The organism is Pseudomonas sp. Q1, assembly GCF_009935975.1.
Classification (GTDB): Bacteria; Pseudomonadota; Gammaproteobacteria; order Pseudomonadales; family Pseudomonadaceae; genus Aquipseudomonas; species Aquipseudomonas palleroniana.
On record NZ_QODI01000014.1, the window covers coordinates 1 to 14,713 of the forward strand.

Sequence of the window (14,713 nt, forward strand, 5' to 3'; positions counted from 1 at the left end):
GCAATCGCCTGATGATCCAGGGCGATCATCACTATGACTACGACGCCTTCGGCAACCTCATCCGCGAACGACGCGGCAAAGGCCAGCAACTCGCCACCGAATACCGCTACGACTGCCAAAACCGTTTGATTGGCCTCACCACACCCAACGGGCAAACCGCCCACTATCGCTACGACCCATTTGGGCGGCGCATCAGCAAAACCGTGGATGACACGACCACGGAGTTTTTCTGGCAAGGCGACAAGCTGATTGCCGAGCATCATGCGGAGCGCCATCGCAGCTACCTATACGAACCCGACAGCTTCCGCCCATTGGTTTTACTGGAAGGTTTTGGGCCGAAAGAAACAAAGCCCTACCACTACCAACTCGACCACCTCGGCACGCCGCAGGAACTGACCGATAACGAAGGCGAAATCGTCTGGTCCGCGCACTACCGTGCCTATGGCGAAATAGCCCGCCTTGATGTCGGCAAAATCGACAACCCATTGCGTTTTCAAGGCCAGTACTGCGACGCGGAAAGCGGGCTGCACTACAACCGTCATCGCTACTACAATCCGGATATTGGTCGCTACCTGACGCCGGATCCGGTGAAGCTGGCGGGTGGGATCAATGCGTACCAGTACGTGCCGAATCCTACGGGGTGGGTGGATCCGCTGGGGTTGAGCACGTGTCCTGGTGGGGATGGGTGCAAGCCTGACGCTCCCCCTATCCTTCCGATACCCAACGTTAATGAAGGCGCACCCGCTCTACCTCAACTGACGCGATCTGAGCGGCAGGCGAGAATAGATAAAATGGCCGAGGCAAATGCAAAACGACAAGTGCAAGCCTGGGAGCAGGAATACGATATGCATACGGTTGAAAAGCATGGCCCAGAGATATCAGACAACGCGTTAAAACAACGATCAATTGATGGAACAAATCCAACCACAGGGGAGAGAGGAACTATCAGCTCTAGCTCCCAATTTAAGTCTTGGAAAATGCAGCTCCACGCTATAAATAAGGCCATGGGTAGGATGCAGGGCGCTTCGCCATCTCCCACGGGATTTGACAGGAGAGGCAACCCGGTGGTCATAGTCGAGCTATCTGGAGCCGGACGAGGCTACAAACCTAATGGTGGGGACATAAACAACCCTAGGTACATTGAAAACCTGGAGCGCGCGGAAATTAGATTTGATAGAAACAACCCAACTCGACCTTTCACCGCATTCCCCAAGTGAGCAGACAATGCTGAAATGTCCATTCATGAATACCCCTTACATCCCTAACATCTCTCATATATTAGGGGCATTGTCGATATATGACATCGAGGAAACGGTTGGAAGAGAATTACGAAAATACAATCCTAACAATGAGAAGGATAGGAAAAAAATTATAATTTCTTATATCTTGAAAGACCTCATGTACCTGTCATACAGACATCGTTTCTTATTGATGTCTGCTCTCAGGGATGCACTAGACAACACCGAATTCGACTTTTCGAAAGAGTTCGAAAATGACTACGACGAATACATAACGATGGCCTGGGACGAAACAGAAATAGCTGACCCTCGAGGCTTCTTCGCAGACATATATCGACTAGCCAACGAAGTCTGGAAAGACGACCTCCAAAAAGCCAGCCTCGAAGACCCATCAACTTGGTAACACCGCACCGATCTGCAACGCGACACCGCCTCCTGTGGCGAGCGAGCTTGCTCGCGCTGGGCCGCGAAGCGGCCCCAAGGTCCGGCGACGGGTGTTTTCAATTGAATAGGTATTGTCTGTTTTGGGGCTGCTGTGCAGCCCGGCGCGAGCAAGCTCGCTCGCCACAAAAAAAGGGGGGCGATCATCATCTCGATAAGGCCCCACCCAATCACCGCTTCGACAGCTCCATAATCATCCGGCTCAACAAATAAACCCGAGGCACTACGCTCTCCACCTCCGCGTACTCTTCCGGCGTGTGAATATTGCCGCCCACTATCCCGAACCCATCCAGCGTCGGCGTGCCCACACCCGCTGACAAGCTCGCATCCGCCGCGCCGCCGCTGCCTTCAATGGTCAAGGTCTTGCCCAATTCGCCGTAGATGCTTTGGGCAATCGCCACCAGTTTGTCCGACTCCGGCGTTTGCGGCATGGGTGGCAAACCCCGGTGCAGGCTGGTGGTCACTTCGGTGTCGGGGATCAGTTTGTTGGCCGACACTCGCGCCAGGTCTTTCTCGATGCGATCAAACTCTTCCGGTAACGCCGCGCGGACGTCGGCCTTGGCGGTGGCTTGGTCGGGGATCACGTTGACGCGGTCACCGGCCTTGAGCACGGTGAAGTTGATGGTGGTTTTCTTCTCTTCATCGCCCAACTTGCCCAGTTGCAGGATCTGGTGCGCGGCTTCCATGGCCGCATTGCGACCCAGTTCCGGGGCGACGCCGGCGTGGGCGGCTTTGCCTTTGACTTCGACGACGGCGGTCGCGCTGCCTTTGCGCCATACCACCAGGCCGTCCGCAGGGCGGCCTGGTTCGAGGTTCAAGGTCACGTCGTGCGCCTTGGCGGTTTTGCGGATCAGCTCGGAGGCTGCTTCAGAACCGGTTTCTTCGCTGGCGTCGAGCAGGAAGGTGATTTGCGCGTAGTCCTTGAAGCCCTGGTTTTTCAGGACCTTGAGCGCATAGATACCGGCGACGATGCCGCCCTTGTCATCCATCACGCCGGGACCATAGGCGCGGCCGTCCTTGATGTGAAACGGACGCTCGGCGGCCGAGCCTTCCTTGAAGACGGTGTCCATATGGGCCATCAGCAAAATCCTGGCCTTGCCGGTGCCCTTGAGGGTGGCGACCACATGGCTGTTGTTGGCGGCTTTGTCCGGTACCAACTCAATGCTGAAACCGAGCTGTTTCAGTTCATCCACCGCAATGTCGCGCACTTGGGTCAGGCCCGGCTCGTAGCCTGAGCCCGAGTCGATATTCACCAGGCGCTCCAGCAATTTCAAGGCTGGGGCCTTGGACTGTTCGGCATCCGCCTGGATCTGTTTGTGGGGTTCGGCACTGTAGGCCGGCACGACGACGGACAAGGCCAGGGTCGCGGCCAAAAGGGTACGGGGGAAAGTAAAAAGCATGAACCGATCCTTGTTTTTGTTGAGAGGGGCCGCGTTACCCTACCCCACTAAACTGACCGCAACAAACTCCCCTGGGCCGAACTGACGCGGTTACGCCCACTGCTTTTGGCTTCGTATAACGCAAGGTCAGCGTCGTTGAGCCAACTCAGCGAATCGGCGTGGCTCGGTTGATACGGCGCCAGGCCGATGCTCAAACTGGCGCGCAAGGTGGGATCCTGGGCGTACACCAAGGCGTTGAAGCGATCGCGCAGGGCCTCCATCATTTCGGTGGCATGGTCGAGCGGCATGCCCGGCAGGATCACGCAGAACTCATCGCCACCATAACGCCCGGCCAGGTCGGTGATGCGCAAGCTTTGGCGCAACACTTTGCTCAGTTGGCGCAGCACGATGTCACCGGTCACATGGCCGTAGGTGTCGTTGATGGTCTTGAAGTGATCGATATCGATCAGGGCGATCGCCGCGCCGGCCGGACCACGGCGGCACCGTTGAAATTCGATTTCGAGGTGGTCTTTCCAGGCGCCGTGGTTGAGCAGGCCGGACAGGCTGTCGGTGCGGCTCAGGGCAAGCAGTTCACGTTTGTGCCGCGCCAGGGTCACGGCCTGGCGATAGCAGATCCAGCCCAGGACCAGGGGATACACCGTCAGGATCGGCAGGCAGGCGTAGAGTTGCGCCTGGCTGGTCACGGCAATGAACGCCGGCGTGAACAACAGCAGGGACACGCCAATGCCAAGCGCTTGCGCCACCCAGCCCATGAACATGAAACGCGATCCGCCGATGGCGACGTTGTTCATGGTCATCATCGACAGCGTGGTGACGCTGGGCAATGGGTTGAAGTGCATCGCACCGACCCAGAAGCCCCCGCAAAAAGAATCGAACAGCAGATTGCGTCGCTCACTGCGCAACGAATTGCTCGCACGCCGCGAGCTTTGATAGGCCAGGTGCGGCCACACAAAGGCATTGATCACCATCCAGGCCCAGACCCAGGCGGACGGGTGCAGCGGGTACATGGCAAACACCACGCACACAAAGCCGAGCGTCAGCCCCAATGCGCGGGATTTGTATAGGCGCGAAGCGAGCGGAAGTCCCTTTCCTCCGGCGGCTGGCATGGTGTGGGTGTAATCCAGGCTAAGTGCCTGGAGTCTATCAGGGCAGAGTCAAATCGCCACTACCGCTTATGGGCTAATACTTCAGTGCGAAAACCCGCGTGCCAACATCCCCGCAACCCCCACCAGCATCAGCGCCGTGCAACGCTGTAGCAGCACTCGATGCCTGGGGTTTTCCAGCACGCCCTTGATGCGTTGGCCGAAGTAGCCATACAGGCAGCCACTGGCAAATTGCAGCAGCAGAAAGGTCAGGCCCAGGATCGCGATATCCGCCATAGAGCTGTGTTCCCCTGCCCCGGCAAACTGCGGGAACACCGCGCTGAACAGGATAAGCGTCTTGGGGTTGGAAAACCCGGTCAACAACCCCTTGCCGAACAGGCTGCGCGAGCTTTCCGGGGCGCCGCCCTGAGCGATGATTCCGCCGGTGCTGGTCCATTGTTTGTAGGCCAGGTAAAGCAGGTAGGCCACGCCGACCACCTGGAGGGTCTGCGTAATGACAACGTTGCCCTTGATCAACTGTGAAAAGCCTACGGCAAAGATCAGGATCGAAATCAGGTACGCCACACTGGCGCCGACCTGCGCCGGGATCGAACGACGCAGGCCGTCCCTCAGGCCCAGGCTCAACAGCAGCAAGGTCATGGGGCCGGGGCTGAAGGTCATGGTGGCGCAAAACACCAGGAAATAGAGAAACGAAGACAGGGTTAACGCACTGGTCATGGTCAGGGGGCCTTGGAGGGGGTAGCAAAGAGATTTGAGCGTCGTCGCCAGCCGGGCCGGCGTTACCCCCACGACCAACAGCGGCGCCTGGCGCGTAGTCTAGGCCAGCGTCATTGCACAAGGCAGGTAAAGTGGTGCCTAATCCGGCCTGACTTCACCGGTAAAATCACCGGTAAACACCAGGAAGGTTTATGTTCATATCCGCCATCGCCTTTGTGGAAGGCACGCCGAAGGTTCAGCAGATCGTCGAGGCGTTCAGCCAGGCCATCGAAGGTGGCGAGTGGGCGCCCGGCAGCAAGTTGCCGTCGGTACGCGAATTGACCCAGGTGCTGGGCGTCAGCAAGTTCACCCTGAATGAGGCGTTGGACCGCCTGCGCGGGCGCAACCTGCTGACGTCCAGCCAGGGCCGTGGCTACTTCGTCGCGATGGAAACCGCCCGGCCGGCGTCGGTGGCCTGGGTTGATCTGTTGCCCCAGGACTTGCTCAGCGTATTGCGACGCCCCTTGGCCAACGCCGACAGCGAACTGCGCCCGGGCAGTGGGCACTTGCCGGAAGACTGGTTGAACACCGAAGCCATCCGCCAGGCCCTGCGCAGCGTGGTGCGCGCGCCCTCACTGCGGATCGCCGGGCTGGGGACGCCGGCGGGCTTGTTGCCGTTGCGCCAGGCCCTGCAACAAAAGCTGCACAGCGACGGCCTGTCGGTGCCGGTGGAACAGATCATCACCACCCCCAACACCGTGCAGGGCCTGGACATGCTCATGCGCCTGCTGGCCCGCCCCGGCGACACCGTGCTACTGGACGCGCCGTGCTACTTCAACTTCCACGCCAACCTGGCTCTGCATGGGGTCAAGGTGGTGACGATCGAGCGTCGCCCCGACGGTCTGGACTTCACCGCACTCGAGCAATTGCTCGCCGAACACCGGCCCAGCCTGTACCTCACCACCAGCGTGCTGCAAAACCCCACCGGTCACTCCTTCAGCCCCAGCCAGGCGTTTCGCCTGCTGCAACTGACCCGGCAGTACCACTGCCACATCATCGAGGATGACCTCTACGGCGACCTGCATCCCAACCCTCCCCCGCGCCTGGCGGCCCTGGCCGGGTTGGACCAGGTCACTTACCTGTCAGGCTTCTCGAAGATCCTCAGCGCCAACACCCGCGTCAGCTACGTGGTGGCCGCCCCACAACTGGCGGCCAACCTGACGCATATGAAATTGATGAGCGGCGGCGTCACCTCCGAACTGTTCGAGCACGTGGTGTACCGCATGCTCAGCGAAGGCAGCTATGCCCGGCACCGCAAACGCACGGTGCAGCGCCTGCAGGAAGCCGGCGGACGAGTCGAGCAATGGCTCAAGCGCTGTGGCTGCGAACCGGCGATGGCTTATGAGGGTGGGATGTTCATCTGGGCGCGCCTGCCTGCGGGAGTGAATGCCGAGCAACTGGCCCAGGCGGCGTTGAAACACAGCATGGCGTTGGCACCGGGCGCACTGTTCGGCTATGACCCGGCCAACGGCGATTCGATGCGTTTCAATGTGGCCCATACCGATGAGCCAAGGGTTCAGCGGTTATTCGAGACCTTGCTGCTCAAGGCCGTGGGCAGGTGAACAGGCCGTAGAAGCTCAACGAGGTGCCCTTGACGTCAAACATCATCCGGCTGTTTTTTGCCTCGTCGTGTATCTACTTATCGCCAGATACAGTGCAATACAAAGGGCACAAGGCAACGGCGCCCATAATGGCTAGACTGCGCGGCAATCACACTTTTTGAGGAACGCAGCATGGAGCATGTCGATCACATCCTGATCGTCGATGACGACCGCGAGATCCGCGAGCTGGTGGGCAATTACCTGAAGAAAAACGGCATGCGCACCACCGTGGTCGCCGATGGCCGCCAGATGCGCAGCTTCCTCGACACCACCCCCGTGGACCTGATCGTGCTGGATATCATGATGCCCGGCGACGACGGTCTGCTGCTGTGCCGCGAGCTGCGGGTGGGCAAGCACAAGGCGACGCCGGTGCTGATGCTCACGGCGCGCAACGACGAAACCGACCGCATCATCGGCCTGGAAATGGGCGCCGATGATTACCTGGTCAAACCCTTTGCCGCCCGTGAGTTGCTGGCGCGGATCAACGCCGTGTTGCGCCGTACGCGGATGTTGCCGCCCAACCTGGTGGTCAGCGAAACCGGCCGTTTGATTCGTTTTGGCCGCTGGCGCCTGGACACCACCGCCCGCCACCTGCTGGATGAAGACGACACGTTGGTAGCCCTGAGCGGCGCGGAATACCGGTTGCTGCGGGTGTTCCTCGACCACCCTCAGCGCGTGCTCAACCGCGACCAGTTGCTGAACCTGACCCAGGGCCGTGACGCGGACCTGTTCGACCGCTCCATCGACCTGCTGGTCAGCCGCCTGCGCCAACGCCTGCTGGATGATGCCCGTGAGCCGGCCTACATCAAGACCGTGCGCAGCGAGGGCTATGTGTTTTCCCTGCCGGTGGAAATTCTCGGGGCCGCGCCATGAAGTGGCGGTTGGGTTGGCCACGCACGCTGGCGTCGCAGTTGTCCCTGATCTTCTTGATCAGCCTGCTGTGTGCCCATGGCTTGTCGTTCAGTGCGCAGTTCTACGAGCGCTACATCAGCGCCCGCACCGTCATGCTCGGCAACCTGGAAAACGATGTGTCGACCTCGGTGGCGATCCTCGACCGCCTGCCCGCCAATGAACGCGCAAGCTGGCTGCCACGCCTCGACCGGCAGAATTACCGCTACCTGCTCGATGCCGGCGAAACCGGCGAACCGCTGAGCAACGATGACGTGCCCATGGCGGCAACCTCGATCGCCAGCGCCCTGGGTGAGCACTATGCCCTGACCTTTCGTGACCTGCCCGGCCTGCGCAAGCATTTCCAGGCGCACCTGACCTTGGCCGACGGCAGCCCGATCACCATTGACGTGCGCCCCGCCGCCCAGCCGGTCGCTTATTGGTTGCCGGTGGTGCTGGTGCTGCAACTGGCGCTGCTGCTCGGCTGCACCTGGATCGCCGTGCGCCTGGCCATCCGCCCGCTGACGCGCCTGGCCCGCGCCGTGGAAACCCTCGACCCGAACGCCCATCCCACGCCCCTGGACGAAAAAGGCCCCACCGAAGTGGCCCACGCGGCGGTGGCGTTCAATCAAATGCAACAGCGCATCGCCGAATACCTCAAGGAACGCATGCAGATCCTCGCGGCGATTTCCCATGACCTGCAAACGCCGATTACCCGCATGAAGCTGCGCGCCGAGTTCATGGAGGACTCAGTCGACCGCGACAAACTGTGGAACGACCTGGGGGAAATGGAGCATCTGGTGCGTGAAGGCGTGGCCTACGCCCGCAGCGTCCACGGCGCCACCGAAGCCAGCCACCGCATCGACCTGGATGCGTTCCTGGACAGCCTGGTGTTTGACTACCAGGACATGCATAAAAACGTCAGCCTCAGCGGTAAAAGCGCGGTGCTGCTGGACACCCGCCCCCACGCCCTGCGCCGGGTGCTGGTGAACCTGGTGGACAATGCGCTGAAATTCGCCGGCAGCGCCGAACTGCAGGTGAGTTCGACGGCCAACGGCGAATGCTCGCTCAAGGTGCTGGACCGCGGCCCCGGTATCGCCGAGGAAGAACTGATGCAAGTGATGCAGCCGTTTTATCGGGTGGAAAGCTCACGCAACCGTGGCACCGGTGGCACCGGGTTGGGGCTGGCGATTGCGCAGCAACTGGCCGTGGCGATTGGCGGGTCACTGACCCTGAGCAATCGCGAGGGCGGCGGTTTGTGTGCCGAGGTGCGCATAACGCTCTGATCAACCCGGCAACGGAATCACCCGCAACGGCCTGACCGACTTGTAGGAAAAACTCGAATAGATCTCTTTGACACAGGGCAGCGTCTGCAAGACCTCCCTGGCAAACTCGCCAAACGACTCCAGGTCCTTGGCCACCACTTCCAGCAGAAAGTCATAGCGCCCGGACACGTTATGGCACGCCACGATTTCCGGAATTTCCAACAGCCGTTTCTCGAACGCCCGGGCAATGTCCTGGGTGTGGCTCTCCATCATGATGCTGACAAACGCCGTCACCCCATACCCCAGCGCCTTGGGCGACAAAATCGCCTGGTAGCCGCTGATCACACCGCTGTCTTCCAGGTTTCTGACCCGTCGCCAACAAGGCGAGGTCGTCAGGGCCACCCGGTCGGCCAGTTCGGCGACGGTCAGGCGGGCATTGCCTTGCAACGCGTTTAAAAGGGCTTTGTCGGTACGGTCCAGACGGATGGGCATAACGTGCCTCTGATCATTATTTTTATAGGTTTTTCATCCCTTGACGCGGGATTTGTCGGCAAATTTGGCAACGTTCATCTGCGGTTATGAGCATAGCATTGTAGGAAATAAGGAGCGCTTGAGATGAACAATAAACACCCTGCCTTCGGATTTTCCACCCGCGCCATCCACCACGGCTATGACCCCAAGGACCACCATGGGGCCCTGGTGCCGCCGATCTACCTGTCTGCCACGTTCGCCTTCCCCACGGCCGAATATGGCGCCGCCTGCTTCGCCGGTGAAGCGAACGGCCATTTCTATACACGTATTTCCAACCCTACCCTGGCTCTGCTCGAGTCGCGCATGGCCACCCTGGAGAACGGCGAGGCCGCCGTTGCGTTCAGCTCCGGCATGGGTGCCATTGCGGCGACGTTCTGGACCCTGCTGCGTCCAGGCGACGAAGTCATCGTCAGCCGGACGCTCTACGGCTGCACCTTCGCCCTGCTGCACCACGGCATCGGCGAGTTCGGCATCAAAGTGCGCCATGTCGACCTCACCGACCTGGCCGCCCTTCGCGCGGCACTGTCCCCTGCCACCCGCATGATCTATTGCGAGACCCCGGCCAACCCGACCCTGCAATTGGTCGACATCGCCGCCGTGGCGCAACTCGCCCATGAGCAGCCGAATGTCACGCTGGTGGTCGACAACACCTACTGCACGCCCTACCTGCAACGGCCCCTGGAATTGGGCGCCGACGTGGTCGTGCATTCGGCCACCAAATACCTCAGTGGGCACGGCGACATTACCGCCGGCGTGGCGGTGAGCAGCCACGCCTTGGCGCAACGCATTCGCCTGCAAGGGCTCAAGGACCTGACCGGCGCAGTGATGTCTCCACAGGATGCCTCGCTGTTGATGCGTGGTCTCAAGACCCTGGCCCTGCGCATGGAACGCCATTGCAGCAGCGCCCAGACGGTGGCCGAAGCCTTGCAGGCGCACCCTGCCGTGCAGTGGGTGACTTACCCTGGGCTGCGCTCTTTCCCACAGTACGAATTGGCGACGCGCCAGATGAAAATGGCCGGAGGCATGATCGCGTTTGAACTCAAGGGCGGGATTGAGACCGGTCGGCGCTTCATGAACGCGCTCAAGCTGTTTACCCGCGCGGTCAGCCTGGGCGATGCGGAATCACTGGCCCAGCATCCCGCGAGCATGACCCATTCCACCTATACCCCGGAAGAACGTGCACACCACGGTATCAGTGAAGGTCTGGTGCGTTTGTCGGTGGGGCTCGAGGACGTCGCCGACCTGTTGGCCGATGTGCAACAAGCCTTGGCCAAATGCATGCGCGAGACGACCCGCCGGCCCTCGACCGTCGAACATGCCCTGAAATAAGTCCCAAGCTCGGCGTTATCCTTTCCCACAAACGGTGGTCGGACTGGTCCGACCGCCGTTATGCGTTTTAATCTGATTTTTTACCGATTGGATCCCCATCCCTGCGTCAGGCTGTACTAGCATAAGGCCAAATATCTGCACCTGAAATTCATGGATGAATGGATGAACTCACACCTGTTCCCACAGATAGGCAAGGTCATCGCCAGCACTGGCAGTCGCCATTTCCCACGCTTGCTGCATGACCTTATCCGTACCCAACTGGCAGTGGACGCCAGCCATATCAAGCAGTTGCAGGTCAGTTGCACCGGGCACGCCCACCGTGAGATCAACCCGGTCTACACCGATTCGGTGGTGACCCTGGACCCCGAGCAACCTGCCGCCCAGTTGCACCTGACGCATTGCAAGGACAATGTGCGTTACGTGCTGTCGGTGTATCGCGGCCAGCAATCCGAAAACTTTTCGCCGCAAGAACGCAGCCTGCTGCGGGATTTTTCCACCCTGCTGCTGCCGATGGTGGAAAAACACATCACGGCGATACATCCCTGCCGCCAGGACGGCGAGCCGCCGCTAACGGATAACCAGGGCCTCGAAGCCTTGCGTCAACGCATCCAGGAGCGCCTGGTGCAAGCGGGGCTGAAGCTGTCCAAGCGTGAGCTGGAAGTCTGTGTCGGCCTGCTGGCCGGGCGCACCGCGCGCGAACTGGCGGAACAATTGGCGCTGAAGGTCAACACCATCGAGAGCTACCTGAAGCGGGCGGCGATCAAGCTGGGGATCAGTGGACGGCACTCATTGTTGCGATGGATGTACGCCACCGACGATGGACCGCTCCCAGAATAAACAGGGCGGGCAAACCCTGATGCCTGTCGGTTAATCGATAGAACGGACGACGACTAACTTGTGGCGAGGGAGCTTGCTCCCGCTGGACTGCGTAGCAGGCCTAGTCTTTTCAAACCAAAAGCCGGGGCCGCTTCGCGGCCCAGCGGGAGCAAGCTCCCTCGCCACATGAGTGAGAGGCACAATCAGTCGCGGGCCAGTGCTTCGATCGGGTCCAGTCGCGCCGCATTTCGCGCCGGTACAAAGCCGAACACAATGCCGATCAGCGTCGAACAGGCAAACGCGGTGATGATCGAGCCCAGGGAGAACACCATTTCCCACTCCTTCACGAACAGCGAAAACAGATAGCCGATCGCGTAGGACAGCGAAATCCCGATCACCCCACCGATCAGGCACACCATCACCGCCTCCACCAGAAACTGCTGGCGGATATCCGACTGCCGTGCGCCCACGGCCATGCGGATACCGATCTCGCGGGTACGCTCGGTGACGGACACCAGCATGATGTTCATCACGCCGATGCCCCCCACCAATAGCGAAATGACGGCGATCAACGACAACAGCAACGCCAGGGAACGGCTGGTTTTTTGCACCGTCTGCATGATGCTGTCGAGGTTGTTGGTGAAGAAGTCCTTGGTGCCGTGACGTTGCAGCATGAGTTTATTGACGTTGTCTTCCACCACCTTGCTCGGCTGGCCATCCTTGATGCGCACAGTGATGCTGTCCAGGTGGCGCTGGCCCAACACGCGGCCCGCCGCCGTTTCATAAGGCACCCACACATTCAGCGCTTTGCTGGCGGCGAACATGTTTTTATTGTCGGCGGTGACCCCGATCACCGTACACGGCAGCTTGCCCACCAGGATCACCTGGCCCAGCGGGTCAATATTCGGCCCGAACAAACGCTGACGCGTGTTGTGGTCGATGACCACCACTTGCGCCTGGCGTCGCGCATCATTTTCGCTGAAGGCAATCCCGGCTTCGAGCTTCAAGCCCTTGACCTTGAAATAGCGCTCACTCACGCCATTGATCTGCGCATCCACGTCGATGTTGCCAAAGCGCAGCAACAGGTTGCGGCCCACCAACGGCGTGGCACTGTCGACGTAATACAGCTGGTTCAACGCCTCCACATCCGACGGCATCAAGGTCTCGATGGCCGATGCGCGGCTGTCACCAAAACTGGTGCCGGAAAAAATATCGATGGTGTTGCTGCCGATCGCCTGGATGTCCTTGAGGACATAGCGTTTGGCACCCTCGCCGATCGCCGAGATCGACACCACCGACGTAATGCCGATGACGATCCCGAGCATGGTCAACAAAGTCCGCATGCGATGGGAAATCAGCGCAACCCAGGCCATGTTGAACGCTTCCTTGAACAGCCCCAGGCTTGCCACCAAGCGGCGTGCGCCGCTGCGTCTGGGTTCGATGGGCGCTTCGCTGGGCAAGTCCAGGCCGACACGTTCGTTGGCCTGGTCGCTGACGATTTCGCCGTCGCACACCTCGACGATACGCTGGGCATTCGCCGCCACCTTGGGGTCATGGGTGACGATGATCACCGTATGCCCGGCGGCGTGCAGCTCAGTGAGGATACGCATCACCTCTTTACCGCTATGGGAATCGAGTGCCCCGGTGGGCTCGTCGGCGAGAATCACTTCGCCGCCATTCATCAAGGCCCGCGCAATACTCACCCGCTGCTGTTGCCCGCCGGACAACTGGCTCGGCCGGTGACTGATGTGCCCCGACAGCCCCAGGCGCGCCAGCAACTCCCGAGCCCGGCTGTGCCTTGCGGTTTGCGGCGTACCGGCGTAGATCGCCGGCATTTCCACGTTGTGCAAGGCACTCAAATGCGCCAGCAAGTGGTAGCGCTGGAAGATGAAACCAAAATAATCCCGACGCAGCTCCGCCAGTTGCTCATCCCCCAGGGAGCGGGTTTCGATGCCGTTGATCTTGTAGCTGCCGGCCGTGGCGTAATCCAGCCCGCCGAGGATATTCATCAGCGTGGATTTGCCCGACCCCGAGGCGCCGATGATCGCGACCATTTCCCCGGCCTGGATCGTCAGATCGATGCCCTTGAGCGCAACGAACTCACGCTCGCCGGCCATGAAACTGCGAGTGATGCCCTTGAGCTCCAACAGCGGCTGAGCCATGCGTCAGCTCCCTGCCACGGCAGGGGTTGCATCGCCGATCACGACTTTATCGCCCTCAGCCAGGCCCTCGAGGATCTGCACCTTGACGTTGTTGTTGATGCCGGTCTTCACCTCGCGGGGCACCGCCTGGCCCTTGGCATCCAATACCCGCAGCGTGTAGCGGCCATCGGGGCTGCGCGCACCGAGTGCCGCCACCGGCACCAGCAACGCAGCCTGGGCGGTGTCGAGCACGATGCGCACCTGGGCGGTCATGGAGATGCGCAGGCGATGGTCGGGGTTGGGCACCTCGAACAACGCGTTGTAGAACACCGCGGTGTTCTGCTTCGACGTGCCCGCGGCCTGGGTTTCCAGGAAGTTCTGCGGCGCCGGCTCCGTGCCGCGCAGCTTCGCGTAGTAGCGTTTTTCAGGCTCACCGAGGATGGTGAAATACACCGGCTGGCCGCTGCCGATATGAATCACATCGGCTTCCGACACCTGAGCCTTGACGGTCATGGTGTCCAGGTCCGCCAGCTTGAGCAGCACCGGCGCCAGTTGGTTGGCGATCACCGTCTGGCCTTCCTGGGTGACGATCCCCACCACGTCGCCGTCGATGGGCGCGACAATGCGCGTATAGGCGAGGTTGACCTTGGCGGTGTCGATCTGGATCTGCGCGCTGTTGATCTGCGCATCCAGGGACACCAGGTTGGCCTGCTGCACCTGGAAGTTCGACTCGGCGTTCTCGAAATCCTGGCGCGACACCGACGCGTCGCTCTGCAAGTCCTTGTAGCGTTCATACACCGACTTGGCTTGCTTGAGCTGGGCCGCCGTGGCCCGGCGTTGGGCCTGCAGGTTTTCTTCATCCACCTGGGCTTTGCGCAGGGTGTTTTGCAGGATCAACGGGTCGATTTCGGCAAGCCACTGGCCCTTCTTGACCTTGTCGCCGACCTTGACCTTGAGCGACTTCAACTGCCCGGAAACCTGGGCGCCGACATCGACCTGCTTGACCCCTTCCAACAGGCCGGTGGCCAACACGGCATTTTCAATATCACCGCGTTCGGCGGGCGCGGTGAGGTATTGCGGGGCGTCGGCGGGCGCTTGCACCGTGTAGATGACCAATGCCGCCGCGACAACCAGCGCCAGGCCGAAGCCGACTTTGCGAAACTTTGACTTTTGCATAAATGACCCTAAAGCAGTGATGAGGTCC

13 protein-coding genes are annotated in these 14,713 nt (G+C 60.6%); 7 read left to right on the forward strand and 6 right to left on the reverse strand.

Annotation, left to right across the window (positions count from 1 at the left end; genetic code table 11):
* Both DK870_RS21320 and DK870_RS21325 read left to right on the forward strand, forming a co-directional pair.
* The coding region (locus tag DK870_RS21320; RefSeq protein ID WP_178126893.1) for an RHS repeat domain-containing protein at positions 1-1,217 on the forward strand (1,217 nt) is incomplete at its 5' end.
* Positions 1,218-1,242: 25 nt separating this feature from the next.
* Entirely contained in the window at positions 1,243-1,641 is a 399-nt protein-coding gene (locus tag DK870_RS21325; RefSeq protein ID WP_305987652.1) for a hypothetical protein, read from the forward strand.
* A 208-nt stretch (positions 1,642-1,849) separates the two neighbouring features.
* On the opposite strand, the gene DK870_RS21330 is transcribed toward DK870_RS21325, so the two are convergent.
* The 3 genes from DK870_RS21330 to DK870_RS21340 form a co-directional block, all read right to left on the reverse strand.
* Entirely contained in the window at positions 1,850-3,079 is a 1,230-nt protein-coding gene (locus tag DK870_RS21330) for a M20/M25/M40 family metallo-hydrolase (protein ID WP_161549615.1), read from the reverse strand.
* A gap of 47 nt (positions 3,080-3,126) precedes the next feature.
* Positions 3,127-4,185: a diguanylate cyclase gene (locus tag DK870_RS21335; protein ID WP_161549616.1), complete on the reverse strand. Its 1,059-nt coding sequence runs from the start codon at positions 4,183-4,185 to the stop codon at positions 3,127-3,129.
* An 81-nt stretch (positions 4,186-4,266) separates the two neighbouring features.
* Complete coding sequence (locus DK870_RS21340) at positions 4,267-4,899, reverse strand: LysE family translocator (RefSeq protein WP_090370374.1); 633 nt, start codon at positions 4,897-4,899, stop codon at positions 4,267-4,269.
* A 191-nt stretch (positions 4,900-5,090) separates the two neighbouring features.
* On the opposite strand from DK870_RS21340, the gene DK870_RS21345 reads away from it, so the two are divergent.
* The 3 genes from DK870_RS21345 (at position 5,091) to DK870_RS21355 (ending at position 8,713) form a co-directional block, all read left to right on the forward strand.
* Positions 5,091-6,500 carry a PLP-dependent aminotransferase family protein gene (locus DK870_RS21345; protein ID WP_161549617.1) on the forward strand — a complete coding sequence of 470 codons (1,410 nt, stop codon included), beginning with the start codon at positions 5,091-5,093 and terminating at the stop codon, positions 6,498-6,500.
* A gap of 171 nt (positions 6,501-6,671) precedes the next feature.
* Positions 6,672-7,412 (forward strand): response regulator, encoded by a 741-nt coding sequence (locus DK870_RS21350; protein WP_060755575.1) that lies wholly within the window; start codon positions 6,672-6,674, stop codon positions 7,410-7,412.
* On the forward strand, positions 7,409-8,713 hold the full coding sequence (locus DK870_RS21355; protein WP_104994091.1) for an ATP-binding protein: 1,305 nt from the start codon (positions 7,409-7,411) through the stop codon (positions 8,711-8,713). The genes DK870_RS21350 and DK870_RS21355 overlap by 4 nt, the downstream gene beginning before the upstream one ends.
* Here the strand turns inward: DK870_RS21355 and DK870_RS21360 are convergent, their stop codons facing one another.
* Positions 8,714-9,184: an Lrp/AsnC family transcriptional regulator gene (locus DK870_RS21360; RefSeq protein ID WP_060755577.1), complete on the reverse strand. Its 471-nt coding sequence runs from the start codon at positions 9,182-9,184 to the stop codon at positions 8,714-8,716. It lies immediately after the preceding gene.
* A 123-nt stretch (positions 9,185-9,307) separates the two neighbouring features.
* Between DK870_RS21360 and DK870_RS21365 the strand changes: the two genes are divergently transcribed.
* On the forward strand, positions 9,308-10,552 hold the full coding sequence (locus DK870_RS21365) for a methionine gamma-lyase (RefSeq protein ID WP_090370368.1): 1,245 nt from the start codon (positions 9,308-9,310) through the stop codon (positions 10,550-10,552).
* Positions 10,553-10,714: 162 nt separating this feature from the next.
* A complete protein-coding gene (locus DK870_RS21370) occupies positions 10,715-11,389 on the forward strand; it encodes a helix-turn-helix transcriptional regulator (protein WP_174554038.1) in 675 nt (224 codons plus the stop codon).
* A 182-nt stretch (positions 11,390-11,571) separates the two neighbouring features.
* On the opposite strand, the gene DK870_RS21375 is transcribed toward DK870_RS21370, so the two are convergent.
* Positions 11,572-13,530 (reverse strand): MacB family efflux pump subunit, encoded by a 1,959-nt coding sequence (locus DK870_RS21375; protein WP_161549618.1) that lies wholly within the window; start codon positions 13,528-13,530, stop codon positions 11,572-11,574.
* A 3-nt stretch (positions 13,531-13,533) separates the two neighbouring features.
* A complete protein-coding gene (macA, locus tag DK870_RS21380; RefSeq protein ID WP_060755581.1) occupies positions 13,534-14,685 on the reverse strand; it encodes a macrolide transporter subunit MacA in 1,152 nt (383 codons plus the stop codon).
* Positions 14,686-14,713 lie beyond the last annotated feature (28 nt).

Excerpts from the sequence above, each read along its gene's own strand:
- DK870_RS21325 (WP_305987652.1), top strand. The coding sequence starts at position 1,243 with ATGAATACCCCTTACATCCCTAACATCTCTCATATATTAGGGGCATTG.
- DK870_RS21330 (WP_161549615.1), bottom strand. The coding sequence starts at position 3,079 with ATGCTTTTTACTTTCCCCCGTACCCTTTTGGCCGCGACCCTGGCCTTG.
- DK870_RS21335 (WP_161549616.1), bottom strand. The coding sequence starts at position 4,185 with ATGCCAGCCGCCGGAGGAAAGGGACTTCCGCTCGCTTCGCGCCTATAC.
- DK870_RS21340 (WP_090370374.1), bottom strand. The coding sequence starts at position 4,899 with ATGACCAGTGCGTTAACCCTGTCTTCGTTTCTCTATTTCCTGGTGTTT.
- DK870_RS21345 (WP_161549617.1), top strand. The coding sequence starts at position 5,091 with ATGTTCATATCCGCCATCGCCTTTGTGGAAGGCACGCCGAAGGTTCAG.
- DK870_RS21350 (WP_060755575.1), top strand. The coding sequence starts at position 6,672 with ATGGAGCATGTCGATCACATCCTGATCGTCGATGACGACCGCGAGATC.
- DK870_RS21355 (WP_104994091.1), top strand. The coding sequence starts at position 7,409 with ATGAAGTGGCGGTTGGGTTGGCCACGCACGCTGGCGTCGCAGTTGTCC.
- DK870_RS21360 (WP_060755577.1), bottom strand. The coding sequence starts at position 9,184 with ATGCCCATCCGTCTGGACCGTACCGACAAAGCCCTTTTAAACGCGTTG.
- DK870_RS21365 (WP_090370368.1), top strand. The coding sequence starts at position 9,308 with ATGAACAATAAACACCCTGCCTTCGGATTTTCCACCCGCGCCATCCAC.
- DK870_RS21370 (WP_174554038.1), top strand. The coding sequence starts at position 10,715 with ATGAACTCACACCTGTTCCCACAGATAGGCAAGGTCATCGCCAGCACT.
- DK870_RS21375 (WP_161549618.1), bottom strand. The coding sequence starts at position 13,530 with ATGGCTCAGCCGCTGTTGGAGCTCAAGGGCATCACTCGCAGTTTCATG.
- macA (WP_060755581.1), bottom strand. The coding sequence starts at position 14,685 with ATGCAAAAGTCAAAGTTTCGCAAAGTCGGCTTCGGCCTGGCGCTGGTT.